The 18,947-nt window shown below is 74.3% G+C and carries 16 protein-coding genes; 4 read left to right on the top strand and 12 right to left on the bottom strand.

The window, feature by feature from the left end; genetic code table 11:
• Window positions 1–185: 185 nt before the first annotated feature.
• The 3 genes from FM076_RS30740 to FM076_RS30750 are packed head-to-tail and all read right to left on the bottom strand — an operon-like array spanning window position 186 to window position 3,213.
• Window positions 186–707 (bottom strand): copper chaperone PCu(A)C, encoded by a 522-nt coding sequence (locus FM076_RS30740; protein WP_173874098.1) that lies wholly within the window; start codon window positions 705–707, stop codon window positions 186–188.
• Entirely contained in the window at window positions 704–2,911 is a 2,208-nt protein-coding gene (locus FM076_RS30745; RefSeq protein ID WP_173875120.1) for a heavy metal translocating P-type ATPase, read from the bottom strand. The genes FM076_RS30740 and FM076_RS30745 overlap by 4 nt, the downstream gene beginning before the upstream one ends.
• A gap of 50 nt (window positions 2,912–2,961) precedes the next feature.
• Window positions 2,962–3,213, bottom strand: coding sequence for a hypothetical protein (locus FM076_RS30750; protein ID WP_173874099.1), 252 nt, complete (start codon window positions 3,211–3,213; stop codon window positions 2,962–2,964).
• Between the two features lie 326 nt (window positions 3,214–3,539).
• On the opposite strand from FM076_RS30750, the gene FM076_RS30755 reads away from it, so the two are divergent.
• On the top strand, window positions 3,540–4,469 hold the full coding sequence (locus FM076_RS30755; RefSeq protein ID WP_173874100.1) for a phosphotransferase: 930 nt from the start codon (window positions 3,540–3,542) through the stop codon (window positions 4,467–4,469).
• Window positions 4,470–4,491: 22 nt separating this feature from the next.
• Here FM076_RS30755 and FM076_RS30760 read toward each other — a convergent pair whose 3' ends face one another.
• Entirely contained in the window at window positions 4,492–5,478 is a 987-nt protein-coding gene (locus FM076_RS30760) for an MsnO8 family LLM class oxidoreductase (RefSeq protein WP_173874101.1), read from the bottom strand.
• A 480-nt stretch (window positions 5,479–5,958) separates the two neighbouring features.
• On the opposite strand from FM076_RS30760, the gene FM076_RS30765 reads away from it, so the two are divergent.
• Window positions 5,959–7,926, top strand: coding sequence for a DUF2264 domain-containing protein (locus tag FM076_RS30765; RefSeq protein ID WP_173874102.1), 1,968 nt, complete (start codon window positions 5,959–5,961; stop codon window positions 7,924–7,926).
• A 90-nt stretch (window positions 7,927–8,016) separates the two neighbouring features.
• Here FM076_RS30765 and FM076_RS30770 read toward each other — a convergent pair whose 3' ends face one another.
• The 4 genes from FM076_RS30770 to FM076_RS30785 all read right to left on the bottom strand — a co-directional run bounded on the left by FM076_RS30770 (window position 8,017) and on the right by FM076_RS30785 (window position 11,168).
• Window positions 8,017–8,862, bottom strand: coding sequence for an LLM class flavin-dependent oxidoreductase (locus FM076_RS30770; RefSeq protein WP_173875121.1), 846 nt, complete (start codon window positions 8,860–8,862; stop codon window positions 8,017–8,019).
• A gap of 498 nt (window positions 8,863–9,360) precedes the next feature.
• On the bottom strand, window positions 9,361–9,669 hold the full coding sequence (locus FM076_RS30775; protein ID WP_173874103.1) for a hypothetical protein: 309 nt from the start codon (window positions 9,667–9,669) through the stop codon (window positions 9,361–9,363).
• A gap of 285 nt (window positions 9,670–9,954) precedes the next feature.
• On the bottom strand, window positions 9,955–10,560 hold the full coding sequence (locus tag FM076_RS30780) for a GNAT family N-acetyltransferase (protein WP_173874104.1): 606 nt from the start codon (window positions 10,558–10,560) through the stop codon (window positions 9,955–9,957).
• A gap of 368 nt (window positions 10,561–10,928) precedes the next feature.
• Window positions 10,929–11,168: a hypothetical protein gene (locus FM076_RS30785; RefSeq protein ID WP_173874105.1), complete on the bottom strand. Its 240-nt coding sequence runs from the start codon at window positions 11,166–11,168 to the stop codon at window positions 10,929–10,931.
• 282 nt (window positions 11,169–11,450) lie between these two features.
• Between FM076_RS30785 and FM076_RS30790 the strand changes: the two genes are divergently transcribed.
• Entirely contained in the window at window positions 11,451–12,386 is a 936-nt protein-coding gene (locus FM076_RS30790) for an alpha/beta fold hydrolase (protein ID WP_173874106.1), read from the top strand.
• 51 nt (window positions 12,387–12,437) lie between these two features.
• Here the strand turns inward: FM076_RS30790 and FM076_RS30795 are convergent, their stop codons facing one another.
• The 4 genes from FM076_RS30795 to FM076_RS30810 all read right to left on the bottom strand — a co-directional run bounded on the left by FM076_RS30795 (window position 12,438) and on the right by FM076_RS30810 (window position 18,347).
• On the bottom strand, window positions 12,438–14,063 hold the full coding sequence (locus tag FM076_RS30795) for an ABC transporter substrate-binding protein (protein WP_173874107.1): 1,626 nt from the start codon (window positions 14,061–14,063) through the stop codon (window positions 12,438–12,440).
• A 6-nt stretch (window positions 14,064–14,069) separates the two neighbouring features.
• Window positions 14,070–16,316 (bottom strand): hypothetical protein, encoded by a 2,247-nt coding sequence (locus FM076_RS30800; protein ID WP_173874108.1) that lies wholly within the window; start codon window positions 16,314–16,316, stop codon window positions 14,070–14,072.
• Between the two features lie 283 nt (window positions 16,317–16,599).
• Window positions 16,600–17,223 carry an isochorismatase family protein gene (locus tag FM076_RS30805; RefSeq protein ID WP_173874109.1) on the bottom strand — a complete coding sequence of 208 codons (624 nt, stop codon included), beginning with the start codon at window positions 17,221–17,223 and terminating at the stop codon, window positions 16,600–16,602.
• A 131-nt stretch (window positions 17,224–17,354) separates the two neighbouring features.
• Window positions 17,355–18,347: a GlxA family transcriptional regulator gene (locus FM076_RS30810; RefSeq protein ID WP_173874110.1), complete on the bottom strand. Its 993-nt coding sequence runs from the start codon at window positions 18,345–18,347 to the stop codon at window positions 17,355–17,357.
• Between the two features lie 202 nt (window positions 18,348–18,549).
• Here FM076_RS30810 and FM076_RS30815 point away from each other — a divergent pair, with 202 nt between their 5' ends.
• A complete protein-coding gene (locus tag FM076_RS30815; protein ID WP_173874111.1) occupies window positions 18,550–18,792 on the top strand; it encodes a hypothetical protein in 243 nt (80 codons plus the stop codon).
• Window positions 18,793–18,947 lie beyond the last annotated feature (155 nt).

Consider the following 18,947-nt stretch of genomic DNA (forward strand, 5'->3'; position numbering starts at 1 on the left):
TCATCGTCGCATCCGGGCAGGGGGCGTCATGCGCCGGCACGTGAGCCGCACCGGCCCGGTGCCGCACCGCACCTGGGGGAGCCGGGAAGCAGTGCCGCGCCGGGACCTCGCCCGGTCCCGAGGGGCCGGGCCGGGAGCGTGCCGGGCAGGGGCGTGCGGGGCGGACATCACCACCGAACGGGCAGTCATGGGATGCGCGCGCCCGGCGTGATCACCACCGCTGTCGCCCTGACGGCCCCGCTCCGCGCGAAGTGCAAGGTGAACGGCACCACGTCGCCGGCACGCCACCCGCGCCCGGGCGGCAGCGTCACGTCCACGCCGTGAGGGTCCATGGACAAGACGCCCTCCGCCGGAACCGTGGCCGACTCCGCGACACCCTTGTACGGGGCACCGCTCGCGGTGGTGCGGTGGCGGCTCAGGGCGATCGGTCCGCGCGTGACCGGCGACGTCACCTCGAGCAGTTCGTCCTTTGTGCCGCCACGGTTGACGACGGTGAAGAACGCGGCCGTCCTCTCCGCGTTTCCGTACGGCAGCAGGACCTGCCCCCGCGCCACGCCGATCCGGGCGGGGCTGCCCGCCTGTCCGGTGCCGGCCCAGACCGCCAGCCCGCCGAGGGCGAGGGCGCAAGCCGCGAGGGGAGCGGTCCCGGCGCGCAGGGCAGCGGCCAGGCGGCGGCGGGAGGGCCGCCAGGAGTCGGTGTCCCTCACCTTCTCCTCCCTGCCGGGTCGGGGCACCAGGCGCGCAGCCGCAGGCTGTTGCCGACCACCAGCAGCGAACTGGCCGACATCGCCGCCGCGGCCACCATGGGGCTCAGCAGGCCGACCATGGCGAGGGGCACGGTCACGGCGTTGTAGCCGAAGGCCCACAGGAGGTTGGCGCGGATCGTGCCCAGGGCACGCCGTGCGAGGCGGACCGCGTCCGCCAAGGAGTCGATGTCCCCGCGTACCAGTGTCACGTCCGCCGCGCCGATCGCCACATCCGTGCCGCCGCCCATCGCGATCCCCAGGTCGGCCTCCGCCAGAGCGGCGGCGTCGTTCACGCCGTCTCCGACGACCGCGACCCGGCGGCCCGCCTTCCGCAATCCCCGCACGAGGGCGGCCTTGTCCTCGGGGGAGCACCGGGCGTGCACGTCGTCGATGCCCAGGGCCGCGGCGATCGACCGGGCGGGCGCTTCCCGGTCCCCGGTGGCGAGAACGGGCCGCACGCCCAGCCGGCGCAGCCGGTCGACCGCCCGGTAACTGCCCGGACGCACCACATCGCCGACCTCGATCAGCGCCGAGGCCGCGCCGTCCACCCGGACCAGCACCGCCGTGCGCGCGTCCTTCCCGGCCCGCACCAGCGCCTCCGCCAGCGGGGCGGGCAGCTCGCCGTCCGGGACGACGGCCTCGACCAGGCGGCCTTCGACCCGTCCCCGCACACCCCGTCCCGGCACCGCGCGGAACCCGCTCACCGCGGGCAGCGGCTCGGGGGCCAGCGCGCGCCGGGCATGCGCGGCGACGGCCCGCCCCACAGGGTGCTCGGAGCCCTGCTCGAGCGCGCCCGCCAGGCACAGTGCCCGCTCCGTGCCAAGACCGCCCGGTGCGGCGGTGACCCGGGCGACGCTCATCCGGCCGGAGGTGAGGGTGCCCGTCTTGTCGAGCACCACGGTGTCGAGGTGCCGGAGCCCCTCCAACGCCTGCGGACCGCGGACGAGAACGCCCAGTTGGGCACCTCGTCCGGTCGCGGCCATCAGCGCGGTCGGTGTCGCCAGACCGAGCGCGCACGGGCACGCCACGACCAGGACCGCCACACCGGCCGTCACGGCCGCCTGCGGCGCGGCCTCCGCGCCGAGCCAGAAACCGAGGACCGTGACGGCCAGCGTCAGCACCACCGGCACGAAGACACCGGCCACCGTGTCGGCCAGCCGCTGCGCGCGGGCACGGCCCGCCTGCGCCTCGGTCACCAGCCGGGTGATGCGGGCCAGCCGTGTCGCGGCCCCGACCGCGGTGGCCCGTACCAGCAGCAGCCCGCCGGCGTTGACGGCGCCCCCGACCACGGCCGAACCCGGGCCGGCCTCGACCGGCTCGCTCTCCCCGGTGACCAACGACAGATCGATCGCGGAGCTGCCCTCGACCACCTCTCCGTCGGTGGCGATCCGCTCGCCGGGACGGACGACGAAGACCTGGCCGACCTCCAGCTCACCGAGGGGCACCAGCCGTTCCCCGTCGCCGTCACGGACCGGGACGTCCTTGACCGCCAGCCGGGCCAGCGCCCGCAGGGCCGCGCCCGTCCCGCGCCGCGCCCGCGCCTCCAGGAACCGGCCCGCCAGCACGAACAGCGGTACTCCCACGGCCGCTTCGAGATAGAGGTGCGCCGCCCCGGAGGAGGCCGAGGGCACCAGGCTGAACGGCATGCGCATCCCCGGCTCGCCCGCGCCCCCGAGGAAGAGCGCGTACGCGGACCAGGAGAACGACGCCACCACGCCCAGCGACACCAAGGTGTCCATGGTCGCCGCCGCGTGCCGCAGGCCCCGCAGCGCCCGCTGATGGAACGGCCACGAGGACCACGCGGCCACGGGCGCGCTCAGCACGAAGCACAGCCACTGCCAGCGAGGGAACTGGAGTGCGGGCACCATCGACAGGACGAGCACCGGGACCGAGAGCAGGGCGGTGACCACCAGGCGGTCGGGCTCCGCCCGGCTGTCCGGGGACCCTTCCTCCTCCTCGCTCCGCACCGCCCGCACAGGGGCCTGCGGTTGCGGCAGGGCCGCCGTGTAGCCGGCCTGCTCGATCGTCGCGAGGAGTTGTGCGGGCAGCACCTGGGGCGGATGGCTCACCCTGGTGAGGCCCGTCGCCAGGTTGACGGTCGCCGTGACCCCCTCCAGCCGGGCGAGCTTCTTCTCCACCCGTCGCACACAGGCCGCACAGGTCATCCCGCCGACGGTCAGATCGGTCGTCACCCAGACGGCCGCCGCTCCCGCGCTCACCGTCCACCGCCCCCGTGCCCGTGCTCCATACCGCCGTCCCCTTCGCCACGGCCGCCCTCCCCGCCGCCCGACCCGGTGCCGTGCATGCCGGGCGCCACCGGCCCCACCGCCGAACCGACCGTGTACGAGGCCGCGAACACCAGCGCCAACAGCAGCAGGAACCCGCACAGGGCCGGTGCGGGGGCGGGCGGCAGCCGCCGTGGCCTGCCACCCGTGGCGGAAGAAGAGGTTCGTCGGGGCCCGTCCATCCACTGCTCCCAGCTCGCGTCGTACCACCGGCCCGGTCCAGGCCGTACCGGTTCAGGGGTCGGACAGCGGGGCCGACGGGTTCCAGCGCACCGATGTGGAGCGGGTCACAGACGCGGAACCGGGGCCCCTGCCTCCTCGCCATGGTCACGGCGGCGGAAGGCCCCCCGGGGTCGGCTCACCGAGCCGCCCCGGCGTCCGGCGGGCAGGCACGACCCGATACTCACGCTTCTCGGCACACCCCGCTCCCCGACGACGCGGCCGAGGTGCGCACAGCCGGCTGCCCTCCGTCCGGCGGGCGCGGGCCGGGAGCCTAGGATCGGTGCCCATGCTCACCCGCCCCGCCTTCGTCGGCGACGAGGCCATCGCCCGCGCGGTCGCCGCGAACTGGCTGCCCCAGGTCGCCGAAGTGACCCACCTGCCCTGGGGGTTCGGCGCACATCACTGGCGGGCGGCCGGTGGTGGCCGGACGCTCTTCGTGACACTGGACCAGCCGGCGCCCCGGCACACGGGCGAGTCGCTGGAGGCCGCCTACGCGAGCGCCGCCGCGCTGGCCGACGCCGGTCTGGCGGCGGTGTGCGCGCCGCTGCCCGCCCCCTCCGGGCGGTTCACCGTCGACATCGGAGCCGGCCTGCTCAGTGCGACGCCGTGGCTGGAGGGGCGGACACCCAGCGAGGCGGAGGCAGGCGAACCCCGGCACGTGCAACGGGTCCTCACCGCGCTGGCGGCTCTGCACCGGGCCGCACCGCCGCACGGCCTGCCGTCCTGGGCGCCCCGGGTCGGGCCCCGGTTCGCCGGGGAGCTGCGGGAGCGCACCGCCCGCCCCTGGACGTCCGGCCCGCTGGCGGAGGAGGCCCGTACCGCCATCGCCGCACGCGGGGACGCCATCGAGCGCTGGACACGGCGGTATCTGGAACTCGCGGACCGCGCACTGTCCGCCCGCCACACCTGGGTGCCGACACACGGCGAGCCGCACAGGTACAACCAGCTGCTCGCCGGCTCCGGTGAACTGAAGCTGGTCGACTGGGAGTCACTGGCTCTGGCACCGCCCGAGCGGGACCACACCGACCTGCTCGACGCCGGCGCGGGCGAGCGGCCGCGGTCCGACCCGGCGATGGCCGAGTTGTTCAGGCTCGACTGGCGGCTGTCCGAAATCGTCGAGTACGCACGCTGGTTCGCCGCTCCCCACACCGGCACCGACGACGACCGCACCGCGCTGCGGGGGCTGCACGAGGAACTGGCGGACACGCCTGGGTGACGTGGCCGCGCCGCGGGCCTCCTCACGGGGCGGCCGGGCCCCCGATGTGCTTCGTGATCAACTCGTAGGAGCGCACGCGGTCGTGGAAGTCGTAGACGGGAGTGGTCAGCATCAGCTCGTCCGCCCCGGTCTCGGAGGCCAGTCGCGCGAGCCGCTGGACCACCGCCTCCGGTGTCCCCGTGGCCTGCTGGGCACGGAAAGCGGCGAGCGCCTGCCGCTCCTGCTCCGTGAAGGGGTGGCCGGCCGCCTCCGCCGGGGTGGGGAACGGGATCTCGCTCAGCCCCTTGAGGAGCCCGGCCTTGACCACGTCCATCGGTCCGACGCGAAGGGCGGCCTCCTCCTCCGTCTCGGCGCACACCGTCTCCACGCACACCAGCACACGCGGCCGCTCGCACCAGCGGGAGGGAGCGAACGCCGCCCGGTAGCGCTCCAGTACGGCCTGGGTGTTGTCCGGCCGGATGTGGTGGGCGACGGCGAGGGGCAGGCCCAGCTCAGCGGCGAGTCCGGCCCCCGCGGCGCTGGAGGCCAGCAGCCACGGCTCCGGCAGCGGGCCCAGGGCCACTTCGTCGACCAGGAAGGACAGGGTGGCGGCGACATCGTCCCGGTACTCCGCGTCCGTGATCGGGCCGGCCCCGTGACGCAGCGCCCGTGCGATGCCCTCGTCGAAGGTGCCGGGACCGCGCCCGACCCCCAGGTCCACGCGGTCGGGGTGCAGCGCGGCCAGCGTGCCGAACTGCTCCGCCAGCATCAGGGGCGCGTGGTTGGGCGCGAGCACGCCGCCCGAACCGAGGCGGATGACCGAGGTGGAGGCGGCGGCGTGTGCCGTCAGCACGACCGGCGGAAACGCACCGATGGCGGGCGAGTGGTGGTGCTCGGCGTACCAGATCCTGCGGTAGCCCAGCCTCTCCAGCTCCCGCGCGAAGGCCGCGGTGTCCCGCAGCGTGTCCACCGCGCGCGTGCCCGTCTGGACCATCGCGACTTCCAGCGCGGAGAGAGGTATGTCGAACATGCCGTCAGCATAGAGACCATGGTGCGTGCCGAGGGAAGTTGTTCGCTTTTCCGCCAGCCGTCGCTCAGGCGGCACGGTCGGGCAGGCGACGGCTGGGCGCGCGGATCGCCGTGCTGGACGGCGATGACCGCGCCGCCGCCGTACGCGGTGTCCGTCTGCTCCACGGTGAAGGTGCGGCGGTCCAGCGGGAGGGCGTCACCGGCCCCGGCGGCCGGCCGGGCGGGCGCGTCGCGCCGGAACGGGTTCCGGCACCGGGCGGCCCGCGAACCGGAGCAGCCCTCGCGCCGGGAGGATCGCCACCGCTCCGGCAAGTCCCCCGGGCCGGCCGGGTGGTCGGCCGGGACGACACCGTGGCCGTCACCACGGGGCGCCGCCCGCCATCACCGGGCGCCGCCCGCCGCCGCCGACAGCTCTCGTGGCACCACCACCCCTCACACCCGCTTCCGGCGTGCCCCACGCCGACCCGGAGGGACTTCCCCCATGCCTGTGCCGCCCCACATCACGCTGCCACCGGCCGACCGCGTCCGCTCGCCCCGCACGGGATGGACCCGCACCCACTGGGAGACGGTGGCCGACCGGATGCTGGACGCGCTCCTGCCGTACGCCACCCCGGGGCTCGCCCAGTACCGGCTGCCGGGCCGGGGCAGCTGGTCGGGGCTCGTCGTCGACGGCCTGGAGGGCTTCGCCCGGTCCTTCCTGCTCGCCGCGTGCCGCATCGCGGGTGCCGGCGGCGAGGGGGTGCCGGAACTGATCGAGCGGTATGCCGCCGGGCTTGCCGCCGGCACCGACCGGGCGAGCGGCGAGTCGTGGCCGGCGATCACCGACCGCTCCCAGCAGATGGTCGAGGCCGCCTCCATCGCCGTCGCCCTGCACGAGACCCGCCCCTGGCTGTGGGACCAGATGGACAGCCGGGTGCGCCAGCGCGTCGTCGACTGGTTCTCGGGCTTCGTCGGCGCGCGCACCTGGGACAACAACTGGCGCCTCTTCCAGGTGGTGTCCGAGCAGTTCCTCGCCTCGGTGGGCGCCCCGTACCGCAGGGAGGACATCGAGCGCGGTCTGGACCGGATCGAGGACTGGTACGTCGGCGACGGCTGGTACACGGACGGCGACGGCCGCCACTTCGACTACTACGCCGGCTGGGCCCTGCACCTCTACCCGCTGCTGTGGTCCAGGATGGCCGCCGCCACCGGGGGCGCCGCGGGTGACGGAGGCGGGCGCACCGAGGTCTACCGGCAGCGTCTCGCCGCCTATCTGACCTGCTACCCGCACTTCTTCGGCGCCGACGGCGCCCCCGTCCACCAGGGACGCTCCCTCACCTACCGCTTCGCCGCCCTGGCACCCCTGTGGGCGGGCGCCCTGACGGACTGCAGCCCGCTGCCGCCCGGCCTCACCCGCCGCCTCGGGTCGGGGACGCTGCGGCACTTCCTGGAGCGCGGAGTGCCCGACGAGCGGGGACTGCTGCCGCTGGGCTGGTACGACACGTTCCTGCCCAGCACTCAGGGCTACTCCGGCCCGGCGTCACCGTACTGGGCGAGCAAGGGCTTCCTCGGCCTGCTGCTGCCCGCCGGCCACCCGGTGTGGACGGAGACCGAACGCCCGCTGCCCGTCGAGGAGGACGACCAGCGCGTGGCGCTGCCCGCGCCGGGCTGGCTGCTGCACGGCACCACGCACGACGGCATCGTCCGGCTCGTCAACCACGGCAGCGACCACCAGCCGCCGGAGGGCGGGGGCCGGGACGATCCGCACTACTGCGCCTTCGCCTACTCGACGGCCACCGCGCCCGTCACCGCCCCGCACGCCCGCCCGAGGGCCGCCGACAACCACCTCGCTCTCCTCACCCCGGACGGCGCCTCCTCGCGCCGTGTCCGCATCCACCCGCTGGACTGCGGGGACGGCCGGGCAGCGTCCTGGCACGAGGCCGAACTCCCCGGCCACCGAAGGACTTTCCGCATCGAGACGGTCTCGCTGCTGCACGGCCCCTGGGAGGTCCGCGTCCACCGCGTCCAGGCCCCGGCCGGTGCGTGCGTCCGCGAGACCGGATACGCGGTCGCACACCGGCGCGTCCCGCACACGCGGACGGGGCCTGGCTGGGCCCTCGCCCGCACGGAGGACGGGCTGACGAGCGCCCTGGTCGCCCTGCACGGCTGGGACGAGGACGGAGCGGCGGTCCTCCAGGCGACACACGCCACCGCGTACGGCCCCCACGCGGCGATCCCCTCCCTCGCACTGGCCCGGCACCCGGGCGGAACCAGCGTCCACATCTCCTTGATCGCACTGTCCCGGGACGCCGTCGATCCCCGCGCACTGCGTGAGGCGGTCACCGCCGTCGTCGTCGAGGAGACGGGCGAGGGGCACCCGGGCGACAAGGACGCGGGCGGCGGGCACGGGATCGAGGTGCGGTTCACCGACGGCACCGTTGTGCGTCCCGTCCTTCCGGCGGGCCCCTGACACCCGAGGGACCGCCGCACCCGGCCGGCGGCCCGCGAGGGGGCGCGTGCCCTGCCGGGGCGGCGTGGCCCCGGCACGGCCCCGCGGCCTTCACAGGAGATCGGCGAGACGGTCCACCTGCCGCGGGTCGCGGCCGTAGCAGTAGAGCATGACCTCGTCGGCGCCGAGACCGTCGAAAGCGGCGAGGGCACCGCGGATCTCGCCCGGCGTGGTCAGCATGCCGGCGACCATGCGCTCGGGCATACCGGTGAAGGCGTAGTACGCGTACATGCTGGCCCGCGCCTCGTCGATCAGCTCCTGGGGGCCGAGGGCGACGTTGACCTGGGCGACGAGGCGGGGCTCGCCTTCGCGGCCGTGCTCCGCCCAGCCGGCGCGGACGGTGTCGAACAAGCCGCCGGCCCAGGAGGGAGCCGCGGCGGCGAGGAAGCCGTCGCCCCACCGCGCCACACGGGCGAGCGCGGCGGGCTTGAAGCCGCCGAAGAGCACCTCGGGGCCGCCCGGACGGAAGGGCGCGGGGCCGATGGGGCCGACGCCGTCCCCGTAGGGCTCCCCGGACCACAGGCGGCGCATCACCGCCATCTGCTGGTCCAGGCGCCGTCCCCGGGCGCGGAGGTCCACCCCCGTGACCTGGTGGTCGTCCGCCCGGCCGCCGATACCCAGACCGAGGACCAGCCGGCCCTCCGACAGCCGGTCCAGTGTGGCGGCCTGCTTGGCGAGCAGCGCGGTGCCGCGCAGCGGGGCGAGCAGCACCTCGGTCTGGAGGCGGATACGGGAGGTGGCACCGGCGAGGACGGCGAGGGCCACCAGCGGTTCGGGGTTGTGGTAGACGAGCCGGTCGAGCAGGCCGAGCGTGCTGAAGGGACCGGCGTCGGCACGACGGGCCCAGGAGAGCAGGGCCGCGGGGTCGTCGACGGGCAGGCCGATACCGACGTTCACGTTCACGGGAGAGTCCTCCTGAAGAAGGGTCGACAAAGGAAGCTGCCGCCCCTCCGGCACCTCGGCGAGGTGGGACGTTCCCGCTCTGCGGCGTGCTCCTGGAGAACGTCTCTTCGAAGTGCCCCGACCCTAGAGCGAGCGGGCCGCGGGCAGCAAGGTGTTTCCCCACCCCGCTCGGCCGCCCCCTTGGCCGGTCGCCTCCTCCAGCGCCTCGCCCAGGTGTGCGATCACCGGAGCGAGCCGCCGCGGATGTGCCGCGGTGGCGCGGGTGTCACCGGGGACCAACGGGTGCTGGACCGCTTTGAGGAGGCGCGCCTGCCGGGTGAGGAGCGGCGCCCGTGCACCAGGACGAGGAAGCCCCCTGACCACTGCCCGCCCGACCCCGGCAGCCCGCTGCCCGGCCGGCCCGTGCCGCGCGGACCCCTCCTCAACTCCCCTTGGACATAGCCGGCTTGAGGGCAGCGGGACGACACCGGCATCGCGGTCTGGGCGATCCGGTCACTGGGCCGGATCGGCACTCCCGCCGTCCCGGTGCTCTCCGTACCGGTCGGGCACGCTCCCCGGCGGCCGGCCGCGAGACAGCGGGAGCTGCCCGCCGCCCTCGGCCGGCTGACCGGCGGCCCCTTCGGCGAAGAGATCCGCCTCGCCGCGGTCCGTGCGCTCGACGGACGGCCGGAGCCGGGGTGCACGGAGCCGCTGCTGAGGTTCCTGGACGACCGGCGCACCCAGTACTTCTGGCGCGGCCTGGCGGTGCGTGCCCTCGCCCGTATCGAGGACGAGGCGGCCGTCCAGCGGGTGGTCGCCCATTTCGAGGAGCAGCGCTCCTCCACCCACGGCCGTTACCGGGCCGAGGCCGCGAAGCTCTCGGTATCGTCGCGGCCCGCCGGAGGCCCGGCCGGATGGAGCGGGAACCCGGGGCAACTCCCTGATCCGGGCGGCCCGGTGAGCACCGCCGCTCGCCACACCGCCGGGCGCCGCGGCCCTCGACGTCTCCGAGCCCAGCCTCTCGTCGCGGTCGAAGCGGCCGTGGTCCTCGACCGACCGGTGCCGGACAGCGGTCCACGCGGGACCGGCCGGCACCGGCCGGGCGCGTCAGGCCCGGGGCTCCCGCCGCATGGCCCACAGCACCGGCCCGCCTCCCGGCAGCCGCAGCTCCTCGCGCACGGTGAAACCGAAGTGCTCGTAGACGGGGAGGTTGGAGGACTTGGAGGACTCCAGGCAGACGGGCATCCCCGCCGCGTCGGCCTTGGCCAGCCCCGAGCGCAGCAGCGCCGCCCCGTGCCCCTGGCCCTGGGCGGCCGGGTCGGCGCCCAGCACCGCCAGGTACCAGTGCGGCTCCTTCGGCGTGTGCTCGGCCGCCGCCTCGACGGCCTCGCGGAACAGGCCGGCCCGGTCACCGAGGATGTCCTGGAGTCCCCGGACCGTCTCCGCGTCGGGAACGGCCTTGTCCCGGCCCTCCGGCGGCACCCAGAAGGCGGCTGCCGCGTCGGTGCGCTCGCACACGCCGTGGCGGCCGTACTGCCGGGCGAGGAGTGTGGCGAAGTAGCGTCCCAGCCCCGCCTCGCGCGTGGAGTCGTCAGGGAAGAACCAGCGCATCATGGGGTCGTCGTCGAAGGCGCGGGCCAGGATGCGGCCGACGGGTCCGGCGTCGTCGGCAGTGGCCCTCTTCGGGGTGTTCGTTATCGGCACACGGGGCATTCTGCCCCGTTGGTGATCTTCGCCCTTCGGCGGGCGGCCCGTTGACCACGGGGGCGGCGAGGGGCCAGCCGGCGGGCGCGTCCCCGTCTCCGGTCGGTGTCCCGTGCCAGGGCATCGGCTTTCGGACGCCGGTCGCACTTCCTCCTTTCCCGGCGGGAGGCCGCGCCGGCTTTCCGGACGGAGCTTCGGTGCCAAGCTCTCCCGGCGGAGCCTCGGTGACAAGCTCACCGTCCGGCGCCTCTTTGACGTCCCGCCCCCATGGTCCCGGCCGCCTCTTCTCCTCGCCTTTCGCAGGCCCGTGTCGTCCGGCTGGTGAGACCTCGTCGATCGGGGCCGCACCGGGGTCGTCCGAGGCCCTGGCCGGCGGATCAGGGCCCCTCCGGGGGCCACGCACGCAGCACTTCGCTTCCGGCGCCGGTCTCACGGGTCAGGGTGATGACCGTGCCGGGGGTGCTGCCGTAGAGGCCGATCCACTCGCGGTAGCGGCGCTCGGCCGTCTCGCGGTCGGTCCACCAGCCGCTGTTGAGGGGCCCGCCGGGCCGGAAGCGGCAGGTGAGGCGGTAGACCACCGGCTCCGACGGGTCGGGCCGCGAGGACGGGTGGGGCACGCCGCGACTGTAGGAGCCCTCCGGCAGGAAAGATCCGGTCCGCTGCCGTGGCGCGCGCTTCTTCTCCGGGATGGGCTAATCGACGGGCCCGATGGGCGGTGGCCCGTCTTCTGCCCGGCGGCTCCGGTACGGCCCGGGACGGTGCGGGTGCGGGCGTGGTGTGCATCCATTATGCCCCGGGAAGGCCCGCTGTTTCTTCGTCCTCACAGATGATCTTGTGTCTGCTCAAGGGGCTTACGGTGAGGTGCGACCCCAGGAACGAGCCACCAGGAGCGCTTCCCCATGCCTTCTTCAGCCCCCGAGGACCGTCTTGTCACCCGTGACGGCATCGGCCTGGCCGTGCGCGACCACGGCGGGGACGGTCCGCCGCTGCTCCTCCTGCACGGTGCGGGGCGCACCCTGGCGGACTGGGCGGCCGTCGCCCCGATGCTGACCGCGCGGCACCGCGTGGTGGCCATGGACCTGCGCGCCCATGGCCGTTCCGAATCCGGGCCGTGGACGTTCCCCGCCGTTCTCGACGACGTCGAGGCGGTGCTGGACGCGTTCGCCCTCCCGCACGCGCTGCCCGTCGGCCATTCGCTCGGCGGGATGGTCGCCGCCCTGTACGCCCTGCACCATCCGGCCGCACCCGCGGCGGTCAACCTCGACGGTCACGGATACGGCCGGCCCGAGCAGTACGCCGGCCTGGACCGCGACCACGTCGAGAGCAGGCTGGCCGAGGTCCGGCGGTTCGCCGCGCGGGCGGCGGGCCAGGAACTGCCGGCAGAGGCCATGGACGTCCTGCTCGCACGGCAGACCTCCATGGCCGAGGACCTCGGCATACCCGGCACGCTGTTCGAGGCGGGACTGCGCAGGGCTCTCGCCGAGTGCGAGGACGGCAGGCGGTACCTGCGGCCCGAGCGCGCACCGGCGCTGCAGATGCTGGCCGCCATGGACCAGCTCGATCTCTTCGGGGTCTACCGGCGCCTCACGTGTCCGCTGCTGATCTGCCGGGCGGCCCGCCCCAACCCGCCGACGCCCGGCCTGCCCTGGTTCGACGCGCTCATGGCCGCCTACGCCACGGGACTGGCGCGGGACCTCGCCCGGTTGGCCACGACGCACCCTCACGTCACGGTCGAGGAAGTCGACGCCACACACGCCATGCTCCTGGAACGGCCGGACGACGTGGCGGCGCTGATCCTCACCTTCGCCGCCCGCCATACCGGGGCCCGCCGGTGACGGACCCGCACCCCCAACCGGTTCTCCCACACCGCTGACGGCTCCGGTTCGTCACTCCTGGAAAGAGCGGCCGGGAATCACGCAGTTCTTCGGCTGCTCCCGGCCCGTGGGCCAGCCCAGGCCGACGAACTTCAGCTTGCCGCGCCCCCTTTGGCCCGGATCCAGTTCCACCACCGCCGCGGGCTTGTCGTAGGCGTTCCCGCCGCTGGTCAGACAGATCAGACCGCTCGTGCCCCGCACCCGGTGCCGGGACTGGAGCAGCGACCACTGCCGCCCGACGTCCTCGCGGCTGGGCACCGCCTCGGCGCCGCCCTTCTGCGCCTGGTGCAGCGCCTTGCCGATGGTGACCAGCCCGTCGTAGACGAGCATCGTCCGGGAGTCCTCCAGGTTCGGGCCGGATCCGAGCCGTATGCCCTCGCCGCGCGTGGTCTCGATCCGCTTCCGCAGGGTGTCCAGGGCGGCCTTGGGCTCGGTGAGGTACTGGGGCAGGTCCTCCTCGGCAGGTGAGCGGTCGTGGTCCGCCTTCCACTCACGGCGCCAGTCGGCCAGCTCGGTGCGCCAGGCGTCCGGGTGCGCGGGGGCGGCGTACTGCACCGTGACCTTGGCCCGGCCGTCCTCGCCGCGCAGGTGCGCCCAGTCCTTCGCGGACATGTCCTGCCGCAGCGACGCGGCGTCGGAGCCGCTGATGAGGGTGTAGTGCCGGTTCGCGCAGTCCACCTGGGCCAGTTTGAGCGCGAAGATCCGCAGGTGCAGCGTACGGCCCGCGAAATAGACGGTGTCGGCGCCGGAGTCGCAGATGTTGTTGGCCGTCTGGGTGAACTGGTTGCCGGTCGAGCCTGCTTCATGGATGGCCGGCGACTCGAAGGGCATCGCGGCGGGACCGGGCGGGCCCTTCTCCTCGATCCCGCTGAACGCCCTGGCCAGCGACTGGCTGTAGCCGTCGGCGCGCTTGTCGTAGACCAGCACCGTCCTGCGGTTCTCCCGGCCCCGTTCCCCGTTGAAGTCGGCCAGTGCCCGGGCCGCGTCGTGGTTGGTGGGGATGATCCGGGCCAAGCCGGGGAAGCGCGGCTCCGCCGTGCCGTCCGGACGGTCCTTGTTCGCGAGCCTGTCCCCGCTGATCCGGGAGGCCAGCACCGGCACCTTGTGCCGCGTCAGCCGCGCGACAGCCTTCTCGGTCTCGTCGAGGCTGAGGTTGAAGCCCGTGACGGCCCGCAACCGGTCCCGGGACGAGTCGGCCATTCGCAGCAGAGTGTCCACGACCTTTCCCTGGTGCCGGTAGTCCCGCCCGGGGTTGGCCAGCACCAGCCGGATCTTCGGCGGCTCCCCCTCGCCCTCGTTGGCCTGCCGCTGCCCCAGGTACGCGCCCTGCACGTCGCTGCGCATCTGCCGGCGCAGCGCCGTCCTGTCCGACTGGAGCGGCAGCATCACCGCCACCGTCACGTGCGGCCGGCCGTCGATGCGCTTGTTCTCGCGTGCGATGGCCCGGGCCACGGCAGCGATCTCCGGCGTACCGAAGTCGTAGCCCTCGCCGTTGACGCCGACGCACTCGTCACCGATCCGCTCGATCCCGTCGGTGCAGGTGTCCGGCGTCTTGAGGACGGACAGACCGAACCAGACGCACGCCGTGACCGTCCCCACGGCCAGCAGCGCGTAGAGGATCTTCTGCCACCTGGGCATTCCCCACTACCTCCTTCGCCCGAGCTGTTCGGTGCAGGCGCAGCGCAGCAGCGGCTGATCGTTCTCCGCCAGGCCGCTCCAGCTGGTCGCCGTCCTGCTGAGCTGTCCCGCGCCGTCGAACTCCATGATCGAGAGGAGATCCAGCAGCTTGGCCAGCGTGCGGGCCGTCTCCTTTCCCGTCGGCCTGGTCCGCTCCTCGCACAGCCACACCGCGTGCAGCAGCTGGTCGACGGTGCGGCGCAGCGCCGCACCGTCGACCGCCACCAGCCCCTGGGCGCGCTCCCGCCGGGCGTCCGCCCCGCCCGGATACGGTGCCTGGGCGATCTCCAGCAGCTCCGCGCACCACTCCCGGGGACGCCCCGGCAGCGTGGCGGCCAGATGGCGGACCACGTCGTGGGCACCGCCCGACACCAGGTGGTGGTTCATCCGGTGTGCCGTGAGCGAACGGAACGCCCCGTTGCCCCGCGTTCCGACGGTGGAGGCCCCGTCGCCCGACGCCCCGTCGTCCGGCCTCCCGTTGCCGGAGGCGGCGTCACCCGGTGCCCCCTCGCCCGCCGCCGCGCGAGCCGCGTAGTGGTCCCGCAGCAGATGATGGTCGGCGTACCAGGCGGCGCCGCCGGGGCTCAGCCCGTACAGCCGGTGCACCAGCAGCTGCCGGAGCCCGAAGTCCCCGATGAAGTGCCTCTCGCAGCCGGGCCAGCCGGTGTCGGTGAGCAGCTCCAGCACGTGGTGCGAGGTCAGCTTGTGCACCCGGCCCGCCTGGTGGTGGCGCAGCAGCACGTCCGCGCACTCCTGGTCGTGCGCCACGGAGAGATGGGTGAGCAGATCCAGCCAGTGGTCACGGTGCTCGTCCGGCAGCGCCACCGGCAACTGGTCGAGGATCAGCTCCTGGAGCAGCACGTCCGCCACCGGCTGCTCGGCCCCGCCGTCACCGGAGTGCTGCAGCGGGGCGTCGAGGATGTCCCGGTCGTTGGCGTCCGCCGGCATCCGGAAGGCCGCAGCCGCGGCGGCCAGGCGGATCACCGTGTGCGGGCGTCCGCCGCTGAGCCGGGCCACGGCGGAGTCGATCCGGCGCCGGTTCGCACCGCCCTCCGGTTCGGCGCGCTGCTGTCTGCGCTCGGTCTCCCGGCGCAGCTGGTCCCCGGTGAGGAACGGCATCCGCAGCAGCAGCACCCCGTCGGCCAGCGGTGCCCGGTCCGATCCGCCGTCCGTACGCCGGGACCACGCGGGCGGCCGGCCGTCGGCGGGCCGGAACTCCACCGGCCGCACCACCTCCTCGGGCGGCAGGCCACCGTGCAGGAAGGCGCCCCCGTCCGCCCGCCGCGCGGTGCCCACGATCACCACACGGTCGCGCTGCCCGGCACGGCGGTCGCTGAGCACGGCACGCAGCAGCCGCTCTCCCAGGGGCGTCTCGGCGTGGTCCAGCAGCAGTCCCGGGCGGCCGACCCGGCGCAGCCAGCCGGATGCCGAGGCGTACGCGGCCTCGAGGTCCTCGCGGAGCGCCCGGAAGAGGAAGCCCTCGGCCAGCTCCCGGGCCTCGCCGCCGGCCTGGAAGTCGGCGGCGAGGTTGCTCAGGCCGTGCTTGGGCTGGCCTGCCGCGCCGGGGTACGCGCCGTAGAGGCGCTCCAGTTCCGCCCTGCCGCGCGGGGCCAGGCGCTCGAAGAGGGCGTCCAGCAGCGCGTTGCTCACCGCCGCCGAGTACGGGTCCAGTTGCTGCCCGGACAGGGTCGTCAGCAGGTTCCTGACGGTCCCGCGGACCACGCCCTTCCAGAAGTCACCTGTTCCCAGGCCGCGCAGGCGCTGCTTCTGCGGCAGCTCCTCGTACCGTTCCACCTCCGTGGCGACCGCTTCGGCAGTGCCCTCCGCGACACCGGTCGCGACCACCGCGAGGCCCGTGAAGAGCCGGGGGAGGGCGAACGAGCCGCCGGTGCCCTGCCAGGTGCTCAGCCGGCGGGCGACCTCGGCCAGGGCCTCGGTCGCCACCGATCGGGCACCCGGTTCGGGCTCGGCGCGGTCCGCGTACACGGGCGAAGCGCAGTCCAGGAAGATCACCGGCACCTTGGCGGCGAACCGGTCCCGGACCGCGCGCAGCAGCCGCCCTTTGCCCATCCCCGGGCCCCCGGTGAGCAGCACCACGGGAAGGTCGGGGCCGTACAGCGGCTCCCGTCCGGCACCCGAGGGCGCCCGTCCCAGCAGGGAGGCGAAGAAGCCCTCCTCGCCGAGCAATCTCTCGAACCCCAGGTCCTCACACACGCACCCACCCCCCAATGAGGTGCTGTCCCGCCCTGGAACGGGTGGCCGGTGAACCACCGTGCCGGAAAAGGCTAGTGGAACACGAACCTGTCCGGTGGGGGAACTGTCATGTGAGAGAAGAGAGTTGGCGAATACGCCGGACGTACCCGGCGGAGCGGCCGGTTGCCGCCGCCCCCCCCCGGGTCCGGCGCCCATGGGGACGCCGGACCCGCCTGCTGCCGGACGCCGGACCCGCCCGCGCGGCCCGTGTTTCCCGCCGTCTGCTCGCCTCCGGCGTGGCCGCTCAGGCGGGGAGCGCCTCGGCGGTGGGAACGACCAGGCCGAACAGATCGGTGACGGTCGTCAGGGCGGCGTCCTGGAGGGCGCCGGCCGGCAGAACGCTCCCGTCCGGGGCGGCGAGGGCGCGGGTCGCGGTGGCCTCGGCGACGACGGTGGGCCGGTAGCCGAGGTTGAAGGCGCCCTGCGCGGTGAAGGCGACGCACATGTGCGTCATGAACCCGGCCAGTACGAGGTCCTTGCCGCCGCCCGCGCCGAAGCCCAGCTCGCGCAGCGTCTCCTCCAGGCCGGTGGCGTGGAAGGCGTTGGGGACCTGCTTGACGACGACCGGCTCTCCGTCGGCCGGTGCGACCTCGTCGCTGAGGGAGCCGATGTGGGCGGTGATGTCGTAGGGGCTGCCCTCGCCCCCGTCGTTGACGACGTGGACGACGGGGGTGCCCAGCGAGCGGGCGCGCTCCAGCAGGCGTGCCGCCGCGGCGAGGGCTTTCTCGGCGCCGTCCAGCTCCATGACGCCGGTGCGGTAGGTGTTCTGGAAGTCGATCATTATCAGGGCGGACTCGCTCAGCCGGGGCGGCCGGCCATCGAGGCCGATCACATCGCGCAGCGTCGTGGCGGGCGTGTGCGTGCTCATGAGGAACCTTTCATCGGGAAGAAGGCATGGCGAGGCCCTTCGCCTCGCTGCATGCGGGGGAGAAGTGCGGGAGGTGGGGAGGGGGAAGGTGCGGAGAGAGGGGGAGGGGAACGGGGACGGAGGCGGCGGGGTCAGGCCGCCTGGGTACGGAAGCGCCGGCGGTAGGCCGCCGGTGTGGTGGCGAGCTGCCGCCGGAACGCCCGGTGCAGGGTCTCCGCCGAGCCGAGCCCGGCGGCGGCCGCGACCTGGTCGAGCGGGCAGTCGGTGGTCTCCAGCACGCGCCGGGCCACCTCGACGCGGGCCGCTTCGACGTAGGCGGCGGGACTGACGCCGGTCTCCTGGGTGAAGACCCGGGCGAAATGCCGCTCGCTGAGGCACATCCGGGCGGCCAGGGCCCGCGCGGACAGGTCCTCCTGGAGGTGGTCGGCGATCCACAGCCGCAGCTCGTCGATGTCGCGCCGGCCGGCGGCCGGACGGCTGAGGGGCACCGAGAACTGGCTCTGGCCACCCTGCCGTTTGAGATACATCACCAGGTGGCGGGCCACCGCCAGCGCGGTCTCCTCGCCCAGATCCTCCGCCACCAGGGCCAGCGACAGATCCAGGCAGGCGCTGATACCGGCCCCGGTCCACAGCCGTCCCCGGTCGGTACGGACGAAGATCGGGTCCGGGTCGACCGTGACGCCGGGATGGTCGGCGGCGAGTTGGGCGGCGGTCGACCAGTGAGTGGTGGCCGTCCTTCCCTCCAGCAGCCCGGCGGCCGCCAGCACATGCGCGCCCACACACACCGACGCGACCCGCCGGGCGTGCGGGGCGGTCCTTCTCACCCACTCCACGACAGCGCTGTCGACACGGGCGAGCGGACCGTCGTCGGTCATGTCGACCGCGCCCGGCACCAGCAGGGTGTCCACCTGCTCTCCGACCTCGTCGAAGCTCACATCGGTGAGCAGCCGCACGCCCGCCGAGGTGCGGACCGTGCCCGCGACGGGCCCGGCGAGGCGGACCTGGTAGCCGGCGCGGCCCGAGGTCTCCCGGTTGGCCAGCGAGAACACCTCGGCAGGGCCGGTGACGTCGAGGAGGTCGACATCGGGGAAGGCCGCGATGACGACACGGTGTGGACTGGGCATGTGCCCATCCTCACCGTTCTCCCTCGTGGCCACAATGACGATTCCCTGTCACATCCGGACACGGCGGTCGCACGGTCCCTCGCCTCTTCCCCGCTGCGGCGGAGGGCGTGCGGGTGGTCTGTCCGTCCCCTTCGAGCTTGGTCCTTTTGAGCGGGTCGGAGCCGGGCACCCGGGGGGACGGTCGTCCTCCGAGAGGTGCATCGTGTTGGTCACCGTCGCGCTTGTGCTGCTGCCGGCCCTGTGGGGGCTGCTGTTCGCCATGGACCGCGTCGAGGAGCGCCTCTTCCACGCCGGTCGTCCGCCACGGCATGCTCGCGCCAAGAGGCACCTACGGCTCGTCCCCGGTGGGCGGAGCACCGCACAGGGCGGCGAGGCGGCCGCCGAGGAGCCGTCGCGCCGTCGCGGTCCGGAAGGGCGTGATCCGGGAGGACGCGACGTGGCGTGACGTGAGGGGGGCGGCGTGAGAGGGGGATGGCGTGCCGTGAGTCGGTGTGCCGTTGACACAGGTGCCTCAGCTCGTCCCCCCGGGGGGCTGGCCGGCGATGTGCTGTTCCGGAGGGAAGGAGTTCCGCGGTGACCGACTGCTCGCCGTACTGGCGG

Source organism: Streptomyces albus subsp. chlorinus (assembly GCF_013302895.1).
Taxonomy (GTDB): Bacteria; Actinomycetota; Actinomycetes; order Streptomycetales; family Streptomycetaceae; genus Streptomyces; species Streptomyces chlorinus.